Origin of the sequence: Nocardioides secundeburneus, assembly GCF_039939255.1 — a bacterium.
In the GTDB taxonomy this organism is placed as follows: Bacteria; Actinomycetota; Actinomycetes; order Propionibacteriales; family Nocardioidaceae; genus Nocardioides.
Map to the genome: position 1 here is coordinate 86,182 of NZ_JBDUUE010000004.1, position 22,176 is coordinate 108,357.

Here is a 22,176-nt window from a genome sequence, read left to right on the forward strand (position 1 = left end):
GGGCGCGTGCGTCGCTCGCTCCCTGCCCTGGCCCTCGCGGTCGCCCTCGTCCTGGGCACCTCCGCGTGCGGTGAGGAGGGCCCGCGCGGCGGCGACGCGGGCTCGGGCCAGGGCGTCCCGCTCGCCGGCGTCGGGCGGCAGGTCGCCGCGGCCGGGGTCGAGGTCATCTCGGCCGACGCACCCAGCGGCGCCACGGGCACGCAGGTCTCCACCGCCCTCGACGACGCCGGCGCCACCGTTGCCGACGACGCCGTGCTCCGCCCGGGCGACCTCGCGCTGCCGCTCGGGGTCGACGGCACGGCCACGGCCGGGCTCGTCGCCGCGGTGCTGCCCGACCCCACGAGCGGCTCGGTCGCCGTGCTGGTCTTCGCCACGCCGTCGGCCGCGGCGGTCTTCGCCTCCGAGCCACCCTCGGCCCTCGAGGCGGGCACCGACCGCAGGCTGCTGCTGGCCGGCAACCTGGTCGCCGTCAGCGACCGCGGTGGCATCGCGGCCGTGCGCACCGCGCTCGACGCGCTCGCCGGCGTCACCGTGAGCCCCTCCGCGACGCCGTCCGCGACGCCGTCGACCTCGACGTCTCCGGCGTCGCCGTCGTCGAGCCCGACCTCCTAGGCCGGACCCACGGGGCAGAAGCGGGCGGTTTCTCGTATTCTCTCGATCCGCCGGCGCTCCGAGGTGTGAAAGCCACGGTGCGGGGCACGCTGCGTGCCGGCGGGCCTCGGACCTCGCCGCACGGGCCAGGCACCCACCCCCACCACCCCCGCGACTCCCACGACGCGCACGACCTTGGAGCACTGATGAGCAACACGACTCCTCCCGGCTGGTACGACGACGGCCAGGGTGGCCGCCGCTGGTGGGACGGTTCCCAGTGGGCCGCCCCCGGCCAGGGCCCGTCCGAGCAGCCGAACCCCACCCAGCAGCTGCCGCAGCAGGGCGCCGAGGGCTACGGCCGGCCGGGTCAGCCGCAGCAGGGCTACGGGCAGCCGGGTCAGCCGGGTCAGCAGGGCCAGCCGTACGGTCAGCAGCCGGGCTACGGCCAGCAGCCCAACGCCCAGCAGGGGCAGCCGGGCTTCGGTCAGCAGGGCGGCTACGGCGGTCCGCCCAAGAAGAAGAAGACCGGCCTGATCATCGGCATCGTGGTCGCCGTGCTCGTCGTCATCGGTGGCGGCGTCGCAGCGGCGCTCCTGCTCGGCGGCGGCGACGACGAGCCGTCGGCCGACGACCCCGCGGCCACCGTCGAGGCGTTCCTCAACGCGGCCAAGGACGAGGACTGCGAGCCGCTCGACGACCTCGTCACCGACGACGCCCGGGCACTCTTCGGCACCGACAGCTGCGAGCAGGGCAAGAAGCTGCGCGAGGAGGCCGGGAGCGCCGGCGACGACTCCCTCGCCGACGCCTCCTTCGACATCGGCGACTCGACGGAGGACGGCGACTCGGCCACGGTCGACGTGACGCTGAAGTCCGGCGACGAGGAGGAGACCGAGACGTTCAACCTCCAGAAGGTCGACGGCAAGTGGCTGATCTCCGGCTTCGCCGGCCTCGAGGACATCCCCGAGCTGCCCGACCTGTCCGACCTGCCCAGCCCCTCGATCGACCCCGGCGACATCCCCTCGATCGACCCGGGCGACATCCCGTCGTTCGACCCGAACGACATCCCCTCGTTCGACCCGAACGACATCCCCTCGTTCGACCCCGAGGACCTCGAGGAGCTCGAGGACTTCCTCTCGGACTTCCCGACCCCGAGCTGACCGGCCTCCGGCCGACCCGACGACGCCACACCCGCTCGCGCGGGTGTGGCGTCGTCGCCTCTCCGTCCGCTGGAGTGGACGCCGTCCACCACCTGCTCGACGAGCTCCCGACGAACGGAACCCCCCGTGCGCGCCTTCCGCTGCCGCGTCTGCGACAACGCCCTCCACTTCGAGAACTCGGTCTGCGTCTCCTGCGGCACCGCCCTCGGCTACTCCCGCGGCGAGCGGGCCATCGTGCCGGTCGACGACCATGGCCGCTACGTCGACGCGACCGGCCTGGTCTGGCACGTGTGCGCCAACCTGTCGCTGTCGGGGTGCACGTGGCTGGCCCCGGTCGAGGGCGGTCAGTGCTCGGCCTGCGACCTGACCCGCACCCGCCCGGCCGACGACGACCCGGTCGGGCTCGAGCAGTACCCCGCCGCCGAGGTCGCCAAGCGGCACCTCGTCGCCGAGCTCGACACCCTCGGCTGGACGCTGGTCAGCAAGGACGACGACCCCGTCGACGGCCTCGTGTTCGACATGCTCAGCAGCGTCGACGAGGACGTCGTCATCGGCCACGCCGACGGCGTCATCACCATCGACCTCGCCGAGAGCGACGACGCCTACCGCGAGGAGGTCCGCGCGCGGCTCGCCGAGCCCTACCGCACCATGCTCGGCCACCTACGGCACGAGGTCGGCCACTACGCCGAGTGGCAGCTCGTGCGGGGTGACGAGCGCATGACGCGGTGCCGCGAGCTGTTCGGCGACGAGTCCGTCAGCTACCAGGACGAGCTGCAGCGTCACTACGACCAGGGCCCGCCGGCCGGCTGGGCCGAGTCCTTCATCTCGACCTACGCCACGATGCACCCCTTCGAGGACTTCGCCGAGACGTGGGCCCACTACCTCCACATCGCCGACTCGATCGAGACTGCCCGCGAGTACGGGCTGCTCACCGTGGGTGCGATCGGCGACTTCGCGCAGTTCCGCGACGTCGTCACCGGCGTCTGGGTGCCGCTGTCGATCGCGCTCAACCAGATGAACCGCAGCATGGGCAAGGACGACGCCTACCCCTTCGTCATCCCGGCACCGGTGCTCGACAAGCTCGACTTCGTCGCCTCGCTGATCTGATCGTGCGGGCTCTCGGACCCGGTGGATCCGGTGCCCGGGACGCCACGTCTGACGTGCGTCTCGCCACGTTCGCCGTCGAGAGGTGTCCGACGACGCCGGTCTGGGCAGACGTGACACCATGCGCCGACCGCAGCCGCGGTCGCGCCCGCTGACGAGGAGAGCCGATGACCCAGGGCACCACGCCGCCGGGCTGGTACGACGACGGCCAGGGCGGACGCCGGTGGTGGGACGGCCAGCGGTGGACCGAGCACCTCCAGTCCGCGCAGCCGCCGCCCGCTCCGGCTGCGGGGCCGCCGGCGCCGGGTCAGCAGCCGTGGCCGCCGGGCCCGGCCTCACCCGGGTGGCAGCCGGCACCGCGCGGGCCCCGCAAGGGCCTGGTGTGGGGCCTCGCCGGTGGCGGCGTCCTGCTGGTCGCGGCCCTCGCCGTCGTCCTCGTCGTGGTCTTCGGCGGCGGCGACGACCAGGACGACGACACCGCCGACGACCCGCCGCCGTCGTCGCAGACGACCGACAGCGACGACGACAGCGCCGCGGGCGGGCCGACCGCGAGCGAGTCGCCCGTGCCACCCGCGACCTCCGAGGCGTCGCCGGAGCCGACGGAGCCCGTGCCGTCGGCGCCGTCCGAGGGGTCCGACGGGTCGGGTGGCGCCGGGTCCGACAGCCTCGAGGCGATGACCTGCGGCGAGATCCGCGCGATGTCGACCGACCAGCTCGTCGACCTGCTCGACACCGCCGCCGCCCTCGACGCCCCCACCGACGACAGCGCGCAGGAGTACCTCGACCTGCCCGACAGCACGAAGCGGGCCTTCGCCGAGCAGCTGCCGACCGCCTGCCTCGGCGAGCCCGACGGCACCACCCTCGGCGACCTCGACTCCTTCTGACCACCTTCCCGACCCCACCCGCACGAGACGAGAGACCACGATGACCCAGGGCAGCACCCCTCCCGGCTGGTACGACGACGGGCACGGCGCCCAGCGCTGGTTCGACGGCCAGCAGTGGACCGACCAGACCCAGCCGGCCCACCCTCCCGCCGGCCCGCCGTCCACCCCGCCGCAGGGTGGCTACCCGCCGCAGGGTGGCTACCCGTCGCAGCCCGGCTGGGGTCCGCCGCCGTCGTCCGGGGGCGGCATGGGCAAGGGACTGCTCTGGAGCCTCATCGGTGGTGGCGTGGTGGTGGTCGGCGCCCTGGTGGTCGTCCTCGTGCTCGTCCTCTCCGGCGGCGATGACGACGACGACAACGCCGACGAGAAGGGCGGTGGCGGCGGTGGCGGGGGCGGCGGCATCGCCTCGCCGGCCGACGTCACCACCGAGTACATCGAGGCGGTCAGCAGCAGCCAGTACGAGCGCGTCTGCGAGATCGTCGCCGAGGCCGACGTCGAGCGCGACTTCGAGCGCTTCGAGGTCACCGACTGCGCCGGGTTGGGCGATGCCTACGACGAGCAGATCGACTCCAGCGGCTTCGGCGAGTACGCCCGCGACATCACCGCCGACGTCTCCATCGGCGACACCGAGGAGGACGGCGACACCGCCACCGTCGACTACAGCGCGACCTACCGCTACGACGGCGACGACCCGGAGGGCTTCCAGGAGGCGACGTCGGCCGAGGAGCTCGAGATGACCGAGGACGGGACCATGCAGCTGGTCAAGGAGGACGGCGAGTGGAAGGTCGACGCGACGGGCTCCGCCCAGGCGAGCGCGGGCGGCAACGGGGCGGTCGAGGACGCGCCCGCCCCGGAGCCGTCGCCGGTCACGCCGTCCTGACAGACTGCTCGCGACAGGAGGCACCATGACCCAGGGCAGCACCCCTCCCGGATGGTACGACGACGGCCAGGGCTCCCAGCGCTGGTGGGACGGCCGGCAGTGGACCGAGCACACCCAACCCTCCGGTGGCGCGCCCCAGCAGGCCGCGGAGCCCGCCCAGCCGGCAGCGCCGTACGACCCGCACTCCGAGCCCACGCGGCTCGGTGCGCCGCCGTCCGGGGTCGATCTCGGCAAGCAGGGCGCCGGTCCGCCCGCGCCCGGTCCGGGTCAGCCGCAGCAGTCGTGGCAGCAGCCCGCTCAGCCGGGCTGGCAGCAGCCCGGCGGCTACCCGCCCCAGCAAGGACACCCGCAGCAGGGCTACCCGCAGCAGGGCTACCCGCAGCAGGGGTGGCAGGGCTACCCGGCCGGCTCCTCCGGGGGCGGCGGCAAGGGCAAGCTCATCGCCGTCATCGGCGGCGGGGCGGCCGTCGTCGCGGTGGCGATCGTGCTGCTCGTCGTGTTCCTCGGCGGCAGCGGCGGGCCGTCGGGCACGGTCGAGGACGTCTTCGACGCGGCCAAGGACGGCAAGGGCTGCGACCTCGTCGACTACCTCAGCAACGACGTCCTCGGCACCGACGAGGACGGGCGTGACGAGGCGATCGACACCGCCAAGGAGCAGTGCGAGTCGAGCGGGGCCCTCGACACCGACGGCGGTGCCGGGTGCGAGCTCGAGATCCTCGACGAGGAGGTCGACGGCGACAAGGCGACCGTCACGGCCAAGATCACCGGCTGCGACGACGAGTCCGACAACGACGACGAGGACGAGATCGACCTGGTCAAGGAGGACGGCGAGTGGCGCCTGGCCACCTTCTGAGGGTGGTGTCGCCACGGCTGTCCGGTTCGTAGCCTGGGCCGCATGAGCGACGAGCAGTCCTACGTCGAGGCCGACGGCTTCGACCGCGACATGAACTACGTGCCCGACCGGATCACCGCCGGGGCGCGCCCCCCCGAGCACGGCCCGGTCGCCGGCGAGCTGTGGCCGGTCGAGCCCGGCCGCTACCGGCTCGTCGTCGCCGCCGCCTGCCCGTGGGCCAACCGGGCGATCATCGTGCGTGGCCTGCTGGGCCTCGAGGACGTCATCTCCATGGGGATGTGCGGGCCCACCCACGACGCCCGGTCATGGACCTTCGACCTCGACCCCGGAGGGCGCGACCCGGTGCTCGGCATCGAGCGGCTCCAGGAGGCCTACTTCGCGCGCTTCCCCGACTACCCGCGCGGCATCACGGTGCCGGCCGTCGTCGAGGAGTCCAGCGGCAAGCTCGTCACCAACGACTTCCCGTGGATCACCCACGACCTCTTCCACGAGTGGCGCGACCACCACCGCGAGGGCGCTCCCGACCTGTGGCCCGTGGCGCAGCGCGAGGAGATGGAGGCGGTGATGGAGCGGGTCTTCACCGAGGTCAACAACGGCGTCTACCGCTGCGGCTTCGCCGGCTCGCAGGACTCCTACGACCGGGCCTACGAGCGGCTGTGGGCCACCCTCGACTGGCTCGAGGAGCGGCTCACCCACGAGCGCTACCTGATGGGCGAGGCGATCACCGAGGCCGACGTCCGGCTGTTCACGACACTCGCGCGCTTCGACGCCGTCTACCACGGCCACTTCAAGTGCAACCGGCAGAAGCTCACCGAGATGCCGGCCCTGTGGGGCTATGCCCGCGACCTGTTCCAGACGCCCGGGTTCGGCGACACGATCGACTTCGAGCAGATCAAGACGCACTACTACGTCGTCCACCGCGACGTGAACCCCACCGGGATCGTGCCGGCCGGCCCCGACCCGGCCGTCTGGCTCGAGCCGCACGGGCGCGGGTGACGCACCCCCGGGTGACAGACTGAGGCCCGTGGGACACGGTCACGGGCACGGGCACTCCGGTCACGGTGCGTCGCGGGCGGCCGACCGCCGCCGGCTGCGTTGGGTGCTCGGCGTCACCGCCGCCGTGCTCGGCGTCCAGGTCGTCGGTGGACTGCTGACCGGCTCGCTGGCCCTCATCGCCGACGCCGCCCACATGGCCACCGACGCCGGTGGCGTGCTGCTCGCGCTCGGCGCCTCCTACGTGGCCTCGCTGCCGGCCGGACGCCGCTCGACCTTCGGCTACCACCGGGCCGAGGTGCTCGCGGCCCTCGCCAACGCCGCCGTCCTGTTGGGGGTCTGTGCGTGGCTCGTGTGGGCCGGCATCGGCCGGCTGGGCCAGCCCGAGGAGGTCGAGGCCGGGGCGATGGTGCTCTTCGCCGCCGCCGGCCTCGCCGCCAACGCGATCTCGCTGGCGATCCTGCAACGCGGCGACACCGGCTCGCTGAACATGCGTGGCGCCCTCAACGAGGTCTTCGCCGACCTGCTCGGCTCGGTCTTCGCGATCGTCGCCGGCGTCGTCATCTGGCTCACCGACTGGTACCGCGCCGACGCGATCGCCTCGCTGGTCATCGCCACGATGATCCTGCCCCGCGCACTCGTGCTCCTGCGCGACGCCGCCGTCGTCCTGCTCGAGATCGCCCCGGCCGGCCTCGACCTCGACGACGTCGACCACCACCTGCGTCACGTCGACGGCGTCGTCGACGTGCACGACCTCCACGCCTGGACCATCACCAGCGGCATCCCCAGCCTGTCGGCGCACGTGACCGTCACCGACGAGGCGCTCGCCGCGCGCGGCGTCGGCGCCGTGCTCGACGAGCTGTGCGCGTGCGTCGCCGAGCACTTCGACGTCCGGCACGCGACCTTCCAGGTCGAGCCGGTCAGCCACGGTGCCCACGAGGACCTCGGCGAGCTGCACTGATGGGATGGCGTCTTACGGGCGCGCGTCGCGGCGGCCCGTCCGGCCTGGTGCTGGCTGCCGCGGCTTCGGTGTCGGGCCCGACCCGCTCCGGGCGTGCCCGACGACGCGTGCGCCGTGTGGGTCTGGTGGTCCTGATCGAGCGATCGCGCTGAAATGGCCACCGGCCGGGCCGAGAGGTGGTCCTGATCGAGCGATCGCGGTGGAATGACCACCGGCCGGGCCGAGTGGTGGTCCTCATCGCGCGATCGCGCTGGAATGACCACCGACCAGGCCCGACCGGTACGGGGACGAACGTCAGGTCAGCTGGCCGGGACCGCGCTCGCGAGGGCCTCGACGAAGGTGTCGAGGCTGTAGGTCAGCGACAGGGCGGTCGGCGGGGAGACCGAGGAGACGTTGGCCTCGCCGATCACGCTGGCGACGGTGCCGTCCTGGAACTGCTGCATGGTCTGGTAGGTCGGGTCGCCGGCGATGGTCTCGACCGCCTCCTCGTCACCGGCGTAGGACAGCAGCACGTCGGAGGTGAGCTGGTCGACGTTCTCGGTGCTGAGCGTGTAGTAGAAGCCGCCGTCGCTCGAGTCGAGCTCGGCGACGCTGGGGGCGATCTCGAAGCCCAGGTCGGAGAGGAACTCCACCCGCGGGTCGGCCTCGGTGTAGACGTAGAACGCGCTGGGGTCGATGGCGACGGCGGCGATGGAGGTGCCCTCGAACTCCGGGTGCGCCTCGGCGGCCGCGGTGACCTCGCCGTCGATCCGGGCGAGCAGCTCGTCGGCGGCGTCGGACTCGCCGAGCGCCTGGCCGACGGTGGTGATGACGTCGCGCCACGGCGTCGACCACGGGGTCTCGGGGTAGGCCACGGTGTCGGCGATCTGGCTGAGCTTCTCGTAGTCGGCCTCGGTGATGCCCGAGTAGTTGGCGAGGATGAGGTCGGGGTCGAGGGCGTCGATCTCGGTGAACGCCGGCGCGTCGCCGGTGGTCAGCGTCGTCGGCAGCTCGTCGCCGGCGGCCTCGACGGCGTCCTGGATCCACGGCATGAGGCCGTTGTCGTTCGCGCCGTAGGTCTGCTTCTCGAGCGCCAGCGGCGTGGTGCCGAGGGCGATGGCGGCGTCACCGGCGCCCCAGCCGAGGGCGACCACGCGCTGCGGCTTGGCGTCGATCTCGGTGTCGCCGAAGGCGTGCTCGATCGTCACGGGCTCGAACGCGGCCGCACCCGTGCTCTCGCCGCTGCCGCTGCCGTTGCTGTCGGCGTCCTCGGAGTCGTCCCCGCCGAAGGTGCCGCACGCGCTGAGGGCGAGGGCGGCGAGGGCCAGGGGGGCCGCGAGTCGGGTACGTCGTCGGATGACGGTCACTGGTTCTGCTCCTTGGTGATGATGCTGGTGGTGGGTGTGGTGGGGCTGGTGAGGGCGCCGAGCTCGCGGCGGCCGATCGGCAGCACGAGCGGTGAGTTCGAGACCGGGTCGACGATGACCTCCGACGGCATGCCGAACGCCTCCTGCACGCAGGTGGCGTCGAGCACCTCGGACGGCGCCCCCTCGCGCACGATGCGCCCCTGCGCCATGACGACGAGGTGGTGGGCGTAGCGCGCGGCGAGGTTGAGGTCGTGCAGCACCATCACGACGGTGGTGCCGCGGCGCTCGTTGAGCTCGGCGAGCAGGTCGAGCAGGTCGACCTGGTGGGCGATGTCGAGGAACGTCGTCGGCTCGTCGAGCAGCATGATGCGCGGGTCCTGCGCCAGCATCATGGCGATCCAGACGCGCTGGCGCTGCCCGCCCGAGAGCTCCTCGACGCGGCGGGCGGCCAGGGTGTGGGTGTCGGTGAGCGCGAGGGCCCGCGCGACGGCGTCGTCGTCGGCGGCGTCGCGACGCCGGAAGGCGCCCTGGTGCGGGTGGCGGCCGCGAGCGACGAGGTCGGCCACGCTGATGCCCTCGGGCGCGAGCGGCTGCTGCGGCAGCAGGCCCAGGACGGCGGCGACCTGCTTGGGGCGCAGCCGGCGCAGGTCGCGCCCGTCGAGCTCGACGTGGCCCTCGACCGGCTGGAGGATGCGACCGAGGCCGCGCAGCAGCGTCGACTTGCCGCACCCGTTGGCCCCGACGATCACGGTGACCCGGCCCGGGGGCACGTCGAGGTCGATGCCGTGCACGACCCGGCGCTGGTCGTAGGCGAGGTGGACGCCGTGCGCGCTCAGCGAGACCGGCTCGTGGCGGGGGAGCTCGTCGGCCAGGGCGGCCAGCTCTCGCGGGTCGGTCCGCTCGGTCAGGTCGGTCATGACTCCGCTCTCCGTCGTCCGGTGGCCAGCAGCCAGATCAGGTAGGGCCCGCCGACGACGCCGGTGACGACGCCGGTCGGCACCCGCAGGTCGGCCGGCAGCAGGAACTGCGCGACCAGGTCGGCCCCGACGACCATCACGACGCCGACCAGCGCGGCCGGCAGCAGGGCGAGCCGGCCGTCGCCGAGCATCCGGCGGGCCACCGGTGCCGAGACGAACGCGACGAAGGCGACGGGACCGGCGGCGGCCGTGGCGACGCTGGCGAGCGCGACGCCGAGGGCGATGACCGCGAACCGCGACAGCTCGGGCCGGGCGCCGAGGCCGGCGGCCTGGTCGTCGCCGAGGGTCAGGGTCTGCAGGGGGCGGGCGACCAGCGCCACGAGGGGCACGAGCATCAGCAGGGCCACCGCGAGCACGCTCACGAGCGGCCAGGTGTTCTGCGACAGGCTGCCGGCCAGCCACTGAAGCGCGGTCTGGGCCTGGTCGACGTCGCTGCGGGTCAGCAGGTAGCCGACCACGGCGGCGCACACGTAGGCCACGCCGATGCCGGCCAGCACGAAGCGGTGCCCGGTCAGCCCCCCGCGCCACGCGACGGCGTAGAGCACGACGCCGACCGCGAGCCCGCCGCCGAGGGCGGCCAGCGAGACCGGCACCCCGGTGACCCCGGCGCCGAGCAGGGCCGCGACCGCACCGGCGCTCGCGCCCTGGGAGACGCCGACGATGTCGGGGCTAGCGAGCGGGTTGCGCAGCACCGACTGGAACAGGGCGCCGGCGAGCGCGAAGGCGATGCCGACGAGCACGCCGAGCAGGAAGCGGGGGAGGCGGACCTCGTTGACGGTGAAGTCGGCCCGGCCGGGGTCGGCGCTGAAGATCGCCTGCAGCACCTCGGCGACGGTGAAGTCGCCCGGGCCGGCGGTGAGGGCGGCGAAGGTGAGCGCGAGCACGGCCGCGGTCAGGGCGCTGGTGACGACGGCGTAGCGCCGGCGTCGCAGCCGGCGGGCGGTGCGCAGCCCGAGGTGGGCGACGTCGAGCCGCTCGGACAGCGACGGCGTGGCCATGGGGGTGCTCACGCGGCCACCTCCTTCGAGCGCCGGACGACGGCCAGCAGCACCGGTGCACCGATGACCGCGACGACGAGCCCGGCCTCGAGCTCGCCCGGCACGATCACCCGGCCGATCACGTCGGCGACCAGCAGCAGGGCGGGGCCGACCAGGATCGAGAGCGCGATGATCCACCGGTAGTCGGGCCCGACGAGCACCCGGGCCAGGTGCGGCACGGCCAGGCCGACGAACGCGATCGGGCCGACCAGGGCGACGGCCGAGCCGCACAGCAGCACCACCGCCACGACCACGAGCAGCCGCCCGCGGACGACGTCCTGGCCGAGGCTGCGGGCGACGTCGTCGCCCATCGCGAGGGCGTTAAGGGTGCGACCGGAGGCGATCGCGAGCACCAGGCCGACCGCGACGAACGGCGCCACGAACGGCATCGTGGCCTCGAAGAAGGTGTAGGTGCGGTTCGACAGCGAGCCGACCTGCCAGAACCGGAACTCGTCGAGGGTGTTGCGGTCGGCGAGCAGGATGACGGTGATGAGCGAGGTCGCCGTGGCGGTGAAGGCCGCGCCCACGAGCGCGAGCTTGACCGGGGTGACGCCCTCCCAGCCGAGCGAGGCGGCTCCGTAGACGACGACGGCGGTGACCGCGGCGCCGAGGAAGGCGAACCACAGGTAGCCCTGCACCGTGCCGACGCCGAGCCAGGTGATGGCGGAGATGACGCCGAGCGATGCGCCGGAGTTGATGCCGAGCAGGCCGGGGTCGGCGATCGGGTTGCGGGTGATGCCCTGCATGAGGGCGCCCGACGCGCCGAGCGCGGCCCCGCCGACGAGGGCGATGAGGGTGCGCGGCACCCGCTCGTGCCGGACGACGAAGTGGTCGTTGTCGCCGTCGACGGGCGAGACCAGGGCCCGCCACACGTCACCGGCGGCGACGTCGCGCGCGCCCCACATGAGGCTGGCGAGCGCGGCCAGGGCCAGGAGCAGGAGCAGCCCGACGACGACGGCGGCCCGCGACGTCGTCGAGCGCGGCGCGCCGCCCGGCCTCGCGGCCGGGGGCGCGGCGACGCGCTGCCGGCCGGAAGTGCTCACCAGGTGAGGGTAGCCTCACCTGGGTCGAATGTCCGCGTCGGTGTCGGTCGTGGACGGACCCGGGGTCAGTCGGCGCGCACGACGACGGCGTAGGAGCCGACGCCGAGGAGGCGCTCGCCGGGCACCGTGGCGCCGTCGAGGACGAGCTCACGCACCGCGCCGGTCTCGGGGTCGAGGTCGACGTCGGTGACCTTGCCCAGTGCGCGGCCGGCGTCGTCGAGCACCAGCTTCTTCAGCACGGCACCGCGCTTGCCGCCGAGGGCCGACTGCGCCTCGTCGGGCTCGACCACGACGGAGGCGTCGGCCACGGTGACGGCGTCGCTGCCCACCGCCGCGAGGTCGTTCCAGGCCACGACGCTGCCCGACTCGGTCTTCTTCAGGTGCAGGCCGACCACCGAGCGCGTCTGCGGGTCGAGGAGGAAGCCGTCGACCTTGCCGACCCGGTCGGCGGTCGAGGTGCTGACGACCTTGCGGCCCTTGAGCTGCGACCACTGCACGTCAGGCTCCCTTCTCGAGCTGCGCACGGAACTCCAGGACGGCGGCGCCGAAGCCGGCCAGGTCGCCCGCGACGAACGACTCGGCGCTCGCCGGGACCATGAGGTGCTCGCCGGAGACGGCGAGCGTGTCGGGCAGGGGCACGAACAGCCGGGTGCCCTTGGCGGCGTTGGAGGCCCGTGCGGCCAGCGACTCGGAGGCCTCGATCTCGTAGCCCACGACGTCGCACACCTCGGAGCCGTCGAGCTGGACGACGACGTCGACGACCTTGCCGAGGTCGGTGCCGCCGTCGGTGAGCACCTGGTCGCCCAGGACGTTGCCGCCGCGCGTGCTGCCGGCGGTGGTCTCGGCCGCGGCGCGCACCTCCTCGGCCGGTCGCAGGGACTCCTCGCCCTCGACCATCACCGCGTCGGGTCCGAGGCCGACGACGGAGGTCCACGCCAGGGCCGTCTTGAGCGGCCCGGCCAGGAGACCGCGTCCGGCCAGCGTGAAGCCGACCACGGCGCCGCCGTCGCCGGCGAAGACGACGTCCTTGACCTGCGCGACGTCGTCGCCCGCGAGCGTGACGACCGGCAGGCCGGAGATCTCCGAGGTGCGCATCAGGCGGGTCACGACGGGCCGCCTCGTCCGCCCCGGACGCGTCGTCCGGTACCGCCGACGATCACGCCACCGCGTCGTCGCCGGGCCTGCAGGGCGGCGAGGCCGCCGACCACGACGACCACCACGACGAGCACCAGCACGAGCCACACCCACCAGTCCACGGCGGACCTCCTGTCTCCTGGCCCCAGCCTAGGGCGCCCAGGGCGCCCGGCGGGGTGAGTGCGTCAGCCGGCGGCGGGCCCGGCGTCGGCCTCGGCGGCGTCCTTCAGCTTGACCAGCGTGGCCTCGATGGCCTGCTGGGTGCCCTTGCCGAACGTCGCGGACAGCGCGAGCCGGGCCGGGAGCGGGTAGCGCGACAGGTCCCACGTCTCGGTGACGCGGGTGCCGCCGTTGTTGGTGGGGGTGAGCTCGTAGCGCCAGCGGTGCAGGCCGACGTGGCGCCAGGCGATGAGGCGGTCGGTCTCGAACTCGACCACCTTGTTCTTCATCTTGTAGGCGGCGCCCTTCTTCATGTCCACGCCGAACTCGGAGCCCAGCTCGAGCCGGTCGGGGCCGTCGACGAGGGCCTTGACCGTGCCGGAGCCGTCGATCCGGGCGTGCTGGCGGGGGTCGGCGAGGATCGCGAACACCGCGGACGCCGGTGCTTCGATCGTGGTGGTCGCGGAGCGGTTCTTCGCGGTCTTGTCGGCCATGCCGGGCAGCGTAGGGTCCGGCGGCGCCGGCCCTCCACACCCCGGGTGCGACCCGGGTGGTCGCAGTGGTCGGGCGCCCCAGCGGATTTGGCGGAGGCGACCGGCGCGGCGGTAGGTTGACGTCATCCCGATGTGTCCCGGGTCACAACCGCGCCACCCCTGCGGAGACCATGGCGCGTCGGCCCGAGGCACCCGGAGCGGAGACCCCGCAGCCGGGCGAGACGAAGGAGCATCATGACCCAACCCGATCCGGCTTTCGGCCCTGACCTGGTGGAGGTCTTCGGTCCTCACCAGAGCGACGGCGGTCCCGAGCTCGTGCAGCTGCTCACGCCCGAGGGCGAGCGGGTGCACCACCCGGAGTTCGACCTGGACTTCTCCGCCGAGCAGCTGCGCGGCTTCTACCGCGACATGGTGCTCGTGCGGCGCATCGACGTCGAGGCCACCGCCCTGCAGCGCCACGGCGAGCTCGGCATCTGGGCCCAGCTGCTCGGCCAGGAGGCCGCACAGATCGGCTGCGGCCGTGCGCTGCGCCCGCAGGACTTCGTGTTCCCGACCTACCGCGAGCACGGCGTCGCCTACTGCCGCGGCCTCGACCCGCTCAAGCAGCTCGGCCTGTTCCGCGGCGTCGACCACGGCGACTGGGACCCCGCCGAGTTCAACTTCGCGCTCTACACGATCGTCATCGGCGCCCAGACCCTCCACGCCACCGGCTACGCCATGGGCATGCAGCGCGACGGCGTCGTCGGCACCGGCGACCCCGAGCGCGACGCCGCCGTCGTCGCCCACTTCGGCGACGGCGCCAGCAGCCAGGGCGACGTCAACGAGGCGTTCATCTTCGCCGCGTCCTACAACGCGCCGGTCGTGTTCTTCTGCCAGAACAACCAGTGGGCGATCTCCGAGCCCATCGAGCGCCAGTCCCGCATCCCGCTCTACCAGCGGGCACTGGGCTTCGGCTTCCCCGGCGTCCGCGTCGACGGCAACGACGTGCTGGCCACCTACGCCGTCACCCAGGCCGCGCTGCAGCGGGCCCGCGACGGGCAGGGCCCGACCTTCGTCGAGGCCTACACCTACCGCATGGGCGCGCACACCACGACCGACGACCCCACGCGCTACCGCCTCTCCGACGACGTCGAGAGCTGGAAGCTCAAGGACCCGATCGCCCGCGTCGAGGTCTACCTGCGCCGCAACGGCCTGGTCGACGACGCGTTCCTCGCCGACATCGCCGCCGAGGCCGACGAGCTCGGCCACGTGCTGCGCGAGGGCTGCAAGGCCCTGCCCGACCCGCTGCCCGGCGCCATGTTCGAGCACGTCTACGCCGGCGAGACCGAGGAGCTGCGCGTGCAGCGCGAGGGCTTCGCGGCCTACCACGCCTCGTTCGAGGGGAGCCACGCGTGAGCACGCAGAAGATCACCCTGGCCAAGGGCCTCAACCTCGGCCTGCGCAAGGCCATGGAGGCCGACCCGAAGGTGCTCCTCATGGGCGAGGACGTCGGCAAGCTCGGCGGCGTCTTCCGCATCACCGACGGCCTGCAGAAGGACTTCGGCGAGGACCGCGTCATCGACTCCCCGCTCGCCGAGTCCGGCATCGTCGGCACGGCGGTCGGCATGGCGATGCGCGGCTACCGCCCCGTGGTCGAGATCCAGTTCGACGGCTTCGTCTACCCCGCCTACGACCAGATCGTGTGCCAGGTCGCCAAGATCCACTACCGGTCGAAGGGCCGGGTCAAGATGCCGATGGTCATCCGCATCCCCTTCGGCGGCGGCATCGGCGCCGTCGAGCACCACAGCGAGTCGCCCGAGGCCCAGTTCGCGCACACGCCCGGCCTCAAGGTCGTCGCGTGCTCCAACCCGGTCGACGGGCACTGGATGATCCAGCAGGCCATCGCCTGCGACGACCCGGTGATCTTCCTCGAGCCCAAGCGGCAGTACCACGCCGACAAGGCCGAGCTCGACGACGCCAGCACGCTCGACGACGCCCCGCCGCTGTTCGCCTCGCGCGTCGTCCGGCCCGGCACCGACGTCACGCTGCTGGCCTACGGGCCCACGGTGAAGACCGCGCTCAAGGCCGCCGAGGCCGCCGCCGGCGAGGGCCGCTCGCTCGAGGTCATCGACCTGCGCACCCTCTCGCCGCTCGACATGGGTCCGGTGCTCGACTCCGTGCGGCGCACGGGGCGCGCCGTCGTCGTCCACGAGGCGCACGTCAACCTCGGCATGGGCGCCGAGCTCGCGGCCCGCATCACCGAGGAGTGCTTCTACTCCCTCGAGGCGCCGGTGCTGCGCGTCGGCGGGTTCGACACGCCCTACCCGGCCTCGCGCATCGAGGAGGAGTTCCTCCCCGACCTCGACCGCGTGCTCGACGCCGTCGACCGATCGATGGAGATCTGATGCCCGAGTACCTGCTGCCCGACGTCGGCGAGGGCCTCACCGAGGCCGAGATCGTCGCCTGGAAGGTCAAGGTCGGCGACGTCGTCGCGATCAACGACGTCGTCGTCGAGATCGAGACGGCCAAGTCGCTGGTCGAGCTGCCCTCGCCCTACGCCGGCGAGGTCACCGCGCTGCTCGTCTCCGAGGGCGACACGGTCGAGGTCGGCACGCCGATCATCGCGATCGGGGCTCCGGTCGAGGCGGTCGCGCAGGACCCGACCCCGCCCGACGTCCAGCCGGCCGAGATGACGATCGACCTGTCCAACCCCGCCGCCAGCGGCGGTGGCGAGGGCGAGTCGCTCGTCGGGCGCACCAAGGCCGAGCGTGGCGCCACGCGTCGCGCGCGTCGTCCCATCGCCGACGCCGCCGGCGTGCACACCGCGCGGGCCGACGTCCACGACGTGTTCAACCAGAACGCGACCCACCAGCACGAGCAGGTGCAGCAGCTCGTCGACGCCGTCGAGCACGACGCCGTCGAGCACGACGCCCCGGTGACGCCGATGGCCGAGCCCGTCGCGACCCCGGCGGCCGTGCGGGCGCTGGCCAAGCCGCCGGTGCGCAAGCTCGCCAAGGACCTCGGCGTCGACCTGTCGACCTGTGCGGCCTCGGGCCCCGGCGGCACCGTCACCCGCGCCGACGTCGAGGCGGCCGCGGCCGACGGCGGTCGAGGTGCGAGCGACGCGAGCCTCGAGACCCCGTCGCAGACCACCGGCGCCCGTGAGACCCGCGAGCCGGTCAAGGGCGTGCGCAAGATGATGGCCGGCGCGATGGTCGGCTCGGCGTTCACCGCGCCGCACGTCACCGAGTGGGTCACCGTCGACGTCACCGCCACCGTCGAGCTGGTCGAGCGCCTGAAGCAGCGCCGCGAGCTGCGCGAGGTCAAGGTCAGCCCGTTGCTGGTGCTCTCCAAGGCGGTGCTGCTCGCCATGCGCCGTGCGCCCGAGATCAACTCCTTCTGGGACGACGCCGCGCAGGAGGTCGTCTACAAGCACTACGTCAACCTCGGCATCGCGGCCGCGACCCCGCGGGGTCTCGTCGTCCCCAACGTCAAGGACGCCGACCGGCTCTCGCTCGTCGAGCTCGCCGAGGCGCTCGGGGCGCTCACGACGACGGCTCGCGAGGGCCGCACCCAGCCCGCCGAGATGGCCGGGGGCACCTTCACGATCACCAACGTGGGCGTCTTTGGCGTCGACGCCGGCACGCCGATCATCAACCCGGGCGAGTCCGCGATCTTGTGCTTCGGGACGATCCGCAAGCAGCCGTGGGTCGTGGGCGACGACATCGTGGCCCGGCACGTCACCACGCTGGCGCTGTCGTTCGACCACCGCCACATCGACGGTGAGCTGGGCTCGCGGTTCCTCGCCGACGTCGCCGGCATCCTGGAGGACCCCGCGTCTGCGTTGCTGTTCTGAGCGCGGCTGCGGGTCGGGCGGGTCTCGAGGCTCGTCGCCAGGGCTCCTCGCACCTCGACCATCGTCGGACTCGGTGGTCGAGGTGCGAGCGGAGCGAGCCTCGAGACCGCGACGACGCCATCGCCCGATCGGGGCATGCCCGGGCGCGGTGCGGGGTAGATAGGCTCCCGTGTCGATGAGCGAGGAGAGCGGCAACCCGGGTCCCGGGGCGGAGCTGGGCCCGTTCCGCATCGGCAACCGCCTCGGCGTCGGCGGCATGGGCATCGTCTTCCAGGCTCTCGACACCCACCTCAACCGGCAGGTCGCGCTCAAGATCATCACGCCCCACATCGGCGAGGACGCCGACTTCCGGGCCCGGTTCACCCGCGAGGCGCAGGCGCAGGCCTCGCTCGACTCGCCGCACGTCGTCCAGGTCTACTCGTTCGGTGAGGCCGACGGGCGGCTCTACATCGCCTCGCAGCTGATCCCCGACGGCGACCTCGGGCAGATGCTGCACAAGCACGGCCGTCCGCCGGCCCGCATCGCGGTCAATCTGATCTCGCAGGTCGCCGACGGCCTCTCCGACGCCCACAACGCCGGGCTCATCCACCGCGACATCAAGCCGGCCAACGTGCTGCTGCGCAACCGCGAGGGCCAGCTGCACGCCTACCTCGGCGACTTCGGCATCGCGCGGCAGGTCGGCGCCTCGCAGCTCACGCAGGCCGGCGGCACGGTGGGCACGCCGTCCTACATGGCGCCCGAGCTGCACCTCGGCGGCGAGGCCGGGCCGGCCTCCGACATCTACTCGCTCGGCTGCCTGCTGTGGGCCACGCTCAGCGGCAAGGCGCCCTACGTCGGCAGCACCGACTACCAGGTCGTGATGGCCCACGTCGAGAAGCCGATCCCGCAGCTGGCCCTCACCGGTCCGCTCGCCGCGGAGATCAACCGGGTGCTGCGCACGGCCATGGCGAAGAACCCCGCCGAGCGCTACCGCAGCGCCGCCGCCATGCGCGACGACCTGAAGAACGTCGTCCGGCTGCCCGACGACCCCACGCCCGCGCGGCCGGCCGACGGTGCCGCCACGACGCCCGTGCCGGCGCAGCCGTGGTCGTTCGCGCCGCTGCCCACCCCGACCCCGACGCCCACCCCGACGCCGTCCCCGGTCTCGCAGGCGCCCGCGGCGCCCGCGTTCCAGACGCCGTCGCCGCCCCCGCCGTCGTTCTCGTCGACGCCGCCCGGCGGCTACCACCCGACGCCCACACCCTCGTCGTCCGGCAGCGGTGGCGGCAGCGGCGCCGGCAAGGCCGGCTGGGTCGTGGCCGTGGTGCTCGTGCTGCTGCTCGCCGGTGGCGCCGTGCTCGCCGCGGTGCTCATCTCCGGCGGCGACGACAACGGCGGTGGTGGTGGCGGCGGTGGCGGCAGCAGCGAGACGGCCGGACCGACCGACTCCGGCACGGGCGGCGGCGAGACCGGCGACCGCGAGGAGCAGGCCGCCCAGGCGCTGCGCGACGACATCGTCGCCGACGACCCGACCACCGACCCCGCGTCGGCCGACTGCATCGCCCGCGGCATCGTCCGCGAGGTCGGCGTCGACAAGCTCGTCGAGATCGGCGTGCTGACCGACGACCTCGAGGTCAACCAGGCGGCCGGCAACCCCGAGGACGCCGCCGAGCTGGTCTCGCCGATGCTGACCGTGACGTTCGAGTGCATCGGCTCGCTGATCGAGACGCCGTCGTCCTGACCCTGCCGCGCACGGCCCCTCAGCCGGTGGGGTCGAGCGGGAGCGCGAGCTTGGGGACGCCGCCGAGGGCCTTGCGGTAGCGGACGTGGTCGGCGTGCTCGGCGAGCTTGGACCACAGGGCGGCGTGGGCGGCCCAGGGCAGCGGCTCGGCGCCGACGTACCAGCTGTCGCCGAAGGCGATCCAGACCGGCGTCCAGTCGCGGGCGAGGTCCCAGGCGCCGCGGCGGGACTCGACCATGCGGCGGCGCAGCTGGAACGCCTGGCGCGGCCCGTCGGCGCAGATGGGTGCGGTGGCGACCGGCCAGACCCAGAGGTCGAGGGGCATCAGGTCGAGCTCGAGCTCGCGCAGCACCGCGGGCGCGACGAGCACCGTCGCGACGTTCTGGTGCGGGACACGCTGCACGAGGAGCACGTTAACGCGGCTGCCACGCCGCCAACACCCTCCGCTCGTGCTCGCGCGAGAGTCCGGTGCGGACGGCGTCGGGATCGGTGCGCAGCCACGCGAGGGTGTCGCGGGCGGTCTCGGCGACCGGACGTGGCACGAGCCCGGCCTCGTACGACGCGGTCGCGTCGCGGTGCATCATGCCGTCGTGCTCGGGGCGGGGCAGCCACAGCGGCAGGCCGGCGTCGCCCGCCCACGGCTCGACGCCGTGCTCGGCCAGGAAGGCGCTCGGGACCCAGACGAGCTGCGGGGTCGCGTCGACGCCGTGCGCGACCTGGGCGAGCAGGTCGCCGATCGCGGTCGGGGGCCCGACGGCGTCGTAGGTGCCAGGCGTGCCTCGCTCGGCCGCGTCGACGAGCCAGGAGGCGAGGTCGCGCACGTCGATCACCTGGACGACGTCGGCCGGGTCGCCGCCGGCGAGCGTCGGTCCTCCCTCGGCGAGCCGCTCGGGCCAGTAGCCGAAGCGCCCGGTCGGGTCGTCGGGCCCGACCACGAGGCCCGGCCGCACGATGGTCGACGACGACGCACCCGCCGTCACCGCCTCCTCGCAGCCGACCTTCATCGCGCCGTAGGTCTCCGCCGACGACAGGTCCTCGTCGGTGTGCACGGACGCGCGCACTGCGGCGGTCGCCGCGGTCTGCCCGCCGACGGGGGAGTCGGGGTAGACGTTCACCGTCGAGACGAACACCCAGTGCGCGTCGGGGTGGGCTGCCACCGCGGCCCGCACCCACGACGGGTGCCGGGCGACGTCGACGACGGCGTCCGGCGTGCCGGTGCCGTCGGGGCCGACAGGCGGCGCGGACCGGGCGGCCGCGCGGTCCCACCGGACCAGCCGGGCGCCGTCCGGGACCTCGCCGGACTCGCCCCGGCACGCGCAGACGACGTCGTGACCGCGCGCCACCGCCTCGGCCGCGACCGCGCGGGACAGGAACCGGGTGCCGCCGAGCACGAGGAGTCGCATGGCTCCACCGTCGTGGGCCCACGCCCGGCCGGCAAGGGTGGTCTGCTGTGGGCGGAGCGCTCACTAGGCTCGGGGGGTGCCCGACCTCCCGCTCGCCGGCCTCCGGGTGGGCATCACCGCCGCCCGCAAGGCCGCCGAGCAGCAGGCGCTGCTCGAGCGCCGCGGCGCCGAGGTGGTGTGGGCGCCGGCGTTGTCGACCGACCCCTACCGCGTCGACGCCGAGGCGCTCGGGGCGATGACCGCCGAGGTGCTGGCGAAGCCGGTCGACCTGCTCCTGGGCACCACCGGCATCGGCATGCGCACCTGGTTCCACGCGACCGAGGCCGACGGCACCCTCGACGACCTCGTCGCCCACCTCGCCGGCGCCGAGACGATCGCGCGCGGGCCGAAGACCGTCGGCGCCCTGCGCCAGCGCGGCCTGCGCGAGGACTGGGTGGCGCCGTCGGAGGAGCTCGCCGAGATGGTCGAGCACCTCGACGGCCGCGACCTGGCCGGACGCCGCGTCGTCCTGCAGGAGTTCGGCCAGTCGCTCGACGAGACCGCGGCGGTCTTGCGCGAGCGAGGCGCCGACGTCGTCGTGGTGACCGTCTACCGGGTCGAGGACGTCGACGACGCCGGCCCGCTGCGCGACCTGGTGCGCGAGCTCGTCGAGGGGCGCCTGCACGCCGTCACGTTCACCTCGCCGCCCGCCGTCCGGGCGCTGATGGGGCTCGCCGAGGCCGAGGGTCTGGACGACGCCGTCGTCGGCGCGTTCGGCAGCGGCACGGTCGCGGTCAGCGTCGGCCCGGTCACCGCCGCGGCGTTCGAGCCGTGGGAGGTGCCGACGGTCTTCCCCGACCGGTCGCGGTTGGCCGCCATGGTCAAGTGCGTCGAGGCCGAGCTGGTCGCGCGACGCTAGGGCCTACGGGATGCGGGCCAGGAGCGAGATCTTCTGCCAGATCTTGCGGCTCAGGCTCGTCGTCAGCGTCTCGATGCCGGCGACGGCGTCCAGCACGACGTCGTCGCGCGACTCCTCCGCGACCAGGGCCGCCGTCTTGCCGACCAGGCTGAGCATCTCGGAGCAGTACCCGAGGTAGTGCTCCATCTCCCGCGGTGTGAGCCGCGGGTCGAGGGTGCGGGGGGTCGCGACGAAGTCGACTCGGAACCGCTCGGGGTCCTTCGTCAGCTGATGCATGTCGACGACGTGGGCGAGCGAGCGGAGCCGGTGCAGCAGCGCGAGCGAGCGGCCGCGTTGCAGCCGCTCGGGCAGCGAGTAGAGGAAGAACAACGCGATCGCGGCGAAGACGAGGTCGTTGATGGTCGTCTCGATGAGCGGCAGCCACTCGACGTCGCCCTGGGTGCTGTCGCGCAGGCCGAGCACGACGGCGACCGCGGTCGCCACCAGGATGAGCGCGGCCGCGGCCCGCGACAGGACCCGGGTCGCACGGCGTCGCGCGTTGATGCCGGGCGCGGTGCCGGCGACGTCGTCGACCAGCTCGGTGAGCCGGGTCGCCAATCGCGAGACGCCGCGTCCGGGGAAACGGGCGGTGATGCGGTCCTCGAGCACCTCGACCGTCTGACGCACCAGCAGGGCGTCGAGACGGTCGAGGTCGGGCACGAGGTCAA

Annotated in this window: 24 protein-coding genes; 13 read left to right on the forward strand and 11 right to left on the reverse strand. The window is 73.6% G+C overall.

The window, feature by feature from the left end:
• Positions 1 to 6: 6 nt before the first annotated feature.
• The 8 genes from ABFT23_RS11375 (at position 7) to ABFT23_RS11410 (ending at position 7,423) form a co-directional block, all read left to right on the forward strand.
• Positions 7 to 612 carry a hypothetical protein gene (locus tag ABFT23_RS11375; RefSeq protein WP_347895229.1) on the forward strand — a complete coding sequence of 202 codons (606 nt, stop codon included), beginning with the start codon at positions 7 to 9 and terminating at the stop codon, positions 610 to 612.
• 185 nt (positions 613 to 797) lie between these two features.
• Positions 798 to 1,748, forward strand: a complete 951-nt coding sequence (locus tag ABFT23_RS11380; protein WP_347895231.1) for an Rv0361 family membrane protein — start codon at positions 798 to 800, stop codon at positions 1,746 to 1,748.
• 126 nt (positions 1,749 to 1,874) lie between these two features.
• A complete protein-coding gene (locus tag ABFT23_RS11385) occupies positions 1,875 to 2,855 on the forward strand; it encodes a zinc-binding metallopeptidase family protein (RefSeq protein ID WP_347895233.1) in 981 nt (326 codons plus the stop codon).
• 164 nt (positions 2,856 to 3,019) lie between these two features.
• On the forward strand, positions 3,020 to 3,736 hold the full coding sequence (locus tag ABFT23_RS11390; RefSeq protein WP_347895235.1) for a DUF2510 domain-containing protein: 717 nt from the start codon (positions 3,020 to 3,022) through the stop codon (positions 3,734 to 3,736).
• A 40-nt stretch (positions 3,737 to 3,776) separates the two neighbouring features.
• Positions 3,777 to 4,616 (forward strand): DUF2510 domain-containing protein, encoded by an 840-nt coding sequence (locus ABFT23_RS11395; protein WP_347895237.1) that lies wholly within the window; start codon positions 3,777 to 3,779, stop codon positions 4,614 to 4,616.
• Between the two features lie 25 nt (positions 4,617 to 4,641).
• Complete coding sequence (locus ABFT23_RS11400; RefSeq protein ID WP_347895239.1) at positions 4,642 to 5,469, forward strand: DUF2510 domain-containing protein; 828 nt, start codon at positions 4,642 to 4,644, stop codon at positions 5,467 to 5,469.
• A gap of 42 nt (positions 5,470 to 5,511) precedes the next feature.
• Positions 5,512 to 6,465, forward strand: coding sequence for a glutathione S-transferase C-terminal domain-containing protein (locus tag ABFT23_RS11405; RefSeq protein WP_347895241.1), 954 nt, complete (start codon positions 5,512 to 5,514; stop codon positions 6,463 to 6,465).
• Positions 6,466 to 6,493: 28 nt separating this feature from the next.
• On the forward strand, positions 6,494 to 7,423 hold the full coding sequence (locus ABFT23_RS11410; protein ID WP_347895243.1) for a cation diffusion facilitator family transporter: 930 nt from the start codon (positions 6,494 to 6,496) through the stop codon (positions 7,421 to 7,423).
• Positions 7,424 to 7,722: 299 nt separating this feature from the next.
• Here the strand turns inward: ABFT23_RS11410 and ABFT23_RS11415 are convergent, their stop codons facing one another.
• The 8 genes from ABFT23_RS11415 to ABFT23_RS11450 form a co-directional block, all read right to left on the reverse strand.
• Entirely contained in the window at positions 7,723 to 8,769 is a 1,047-nt protein-coding gene (locus ABFT23_RS11415; RefSeq protein ID WP_347895245.1) for an iron-siderophore ABC transporter substrate-binding protein, read from the reverse strand.
• Positions 8,766 to 9,686 (reverse strand): ABC transporter ATP-binding protein, encoded by a 921-nt coding sequence (locus ABFT23_RS11420; protein WP_347895247.1) that lies wholly within the window; start codon positions 9,684 to 9,686, stop codon positions 8,766 to 8,768. The genes ABFT23_RS11415 and ABFT23_RS11420 overlap by 4 nt, the downstream gene beginning before the upstream one ends.
• Positions 9,683 to 10,756, reverse strand: coding sequence for a FecCD family ABC transporter permease (locus ABFT23_RS11425; protein ID WP_347895249.1), 1,074 nt, complete (start codon positions 10,754 to 10,756; stop codon positions 9,683 to 9,685). The genes ABFT23_RS11420 and ABFT23_RS11425 overlap by 4 nt, the downstream gene beginning before the upstream one ends.
• Positions 10,753 to 11,826, reverse strand: coding sequence for a FecCD family ABC transporter permease (locus ABFT23_RS11430; RefSeq protein WP_347895251.1), 1,074 nt, complete (start codon positions 11,824 to 11,826; stop codon positions 10,753 to 10,755). The genes ABFT23_RS11425 and ABFT23_RS11430 overlap by 4 nt, the downstream gene beginning before the upstream one ends.
• A 65-nt stretch (positions 11,827 to 11,891) precedes the next feature.
• Entirely contained in the window at positions 11,892 to 12,323 is a 432-nt protein-coding gene (locus ABFT23_RS11435) for a PRC-barrel domain-containing protein (RefSeq protein ID WP_347895253.1), read from the reverse strand.
• Position 12,324: 1 nt separating this feature from the next.
• Positions 12,325 to 12,933 (reverse strand): PRC-barrel domain-containing protein, encoded by a 609-nt coding sequence (locus tag ABFT23_RS11440; protein ID WP_347895255.1) that lies wholly within the window; start codon positions 12,931 to 12,933, stop codon positions 12,325 to 12,327.
• Positions 12,930 to 13,082: a hypothetical protein gene (locus ABFT23_RS11445; protein WP_347895257.1), complete on the reverse strand. Its 153-nt coding sequence runs from the start codon at positions 13,080 to 13,082 to the stop codon at positions 12,930 to 12,932. The genes ABFT23_RS11440 and ABFT23_RS11445 overlap by 4 nt, the downstream gene beginning before the upstream one ends.
• A 63-nt stretch (positions 13,083 to 13,145) precedes the next feature.
• On the reverse strand, positions 13,146 to 13,613 hold the full coding sequence (locus tag ABFT23_RS11450; RefSeq protein WP_347895259.1) for an SRPBCC family protein: 468 nt from the start codon (positions 13,611 to 13,613) through the stop codon (positions 13,146 to 13,148).
• A gap of 234 nt (positions 13,614 to 13,847) precedes the next feature.
• Here ABFT23_RS11450 and pdhA point away from each other — a divergent pair, with 234 nt between their 5' ends.
• The 4 genes from pdhA to ABFT23_RS11470 all read left to right on the forward strand — a co-directional run bounded on the left by pdhA (position 13,848) and on the right by ABFT23_RS11470 (position 19,168).
• Positions 13,848 to 15,008, forward strand: a complete 1,161-nt coding sequence (gene pdhA, locus ABFT23_RS11455) for a pyruvate dehydrogenase (acetyl-transferring) E1 component subunit alpha (RefSeq protein WP_347895261.1) — start codon at positions 13,848 to 13,850, stop codon at positions 15,006 to 15,008.
• Between the two features lie 53 nt (positions 15,009 to 15,061).
• Positions 15,062 to 15,997 (forward strand): alpha-ketoacid dehydrogenase subunit beta, encoded by a 936-nt coding sequence (locus ABFT23_RS11460; RefSeq protein WP_457623454.1) that lies wholly within the window; start codon positions 15,062 to 15,064, stop codon positions 15,995 to 15,997.
• Complete coding sequence (locus ABFT23_RS11465) at positions 15,997 to 17,448, forward strand: dihydrolipoamide acetyltransferase family protein (RefSeq protein ID WP_347895265.1); 1,452 nt, start codon at positions 15,997 to 15,999, stop codon at positions 17,446 to 17,448. The genes ABFT23_RS11460 and ABFT23_RS11465 overlap by 1 nt, the downstream gene beginning before the upstream one ends.
• A gap of 175 nt (positions 17,449 to 17,623) precedes the next feature.
• Positions 17,624 to 19,168 (forward strand): serine/threonine-protein kinase, encoded by a 1,545-nt coding sequence (locus tag ABFT23_RS11470; protein WP_347895266.1) that lies wholly within the window; start codon positions 17,624 to 17,626, stop codon positions 19,166 to 19,168.
• Between the two features lie 19 nt (positions 19,169 to 19,187).
• Here ABFT23_RS11470 and ABFT23_RS11475 read toward each other — a convergent pair whose 3' ends face one another.
• Both ABFT23_RS11475 and ABFT23_RS11480 read right to left on the reverse strand, forming a co-directional pair.
• A complete protein-coding gene (locus ABFT23_RS11475) occupies positions 19,188 to 19,571 on the reverse strand; it encodes a hypothetical protein (protein WP_347895268.1) in 384 nt (127 codons plus the stop codon).
• 10 nt (positions 19,572 to 19,581) lie between these two features.
• Complete coding sequence (locus tag ABFT23_RS11480; RefSeq protein ID WP_347895270.1) at positions 19,582 to 20,571, reverse strand: NAD-dependent epimerase/dehydratase family protein; 990 nt, start codon at positions 20,569 to 20,571, stop codon at positions 19,582 to 19,584.
• A 76-nt stretch (positions 20,572 to 20,647) separates the two neighbouring features.
• Here ABFT23_RS11480 and ABFT23_RS11485 point away from each other — a divergent pair, with 76 nt between their 5' ends.
• Complete coding sequence (locus ABFT23_RS11485) at positions 20,648 to 21,469, forward strand: uroporphyrinogen-III synthase (protein WP_347895272.1); 822 nt, start codon at positions 20,648 to 20,650, stop codon at positions 21,467 to 21,469.
• A gap of 3 nt (positions 21,470 to 21,472) precedes the next feature.
• Here ABFT23_RS11485 and ABFT23_RS11490 read toward each other — a convergent pair whose 3' ends face one another.
• Positions 21,473 to 22,168, reverse strand: coding sequence for a hypothetical protein (locus ABFT23_RS11490; RefSeq protein ID WP_347895273.1), 696 nt, complete (start codon positions 22,166 to 22,168; stop codon positions 21,473 to 21,475).
• Between the last annotated feature and the right edge of the window lie 8 nt (positions 22,169 to 22,176).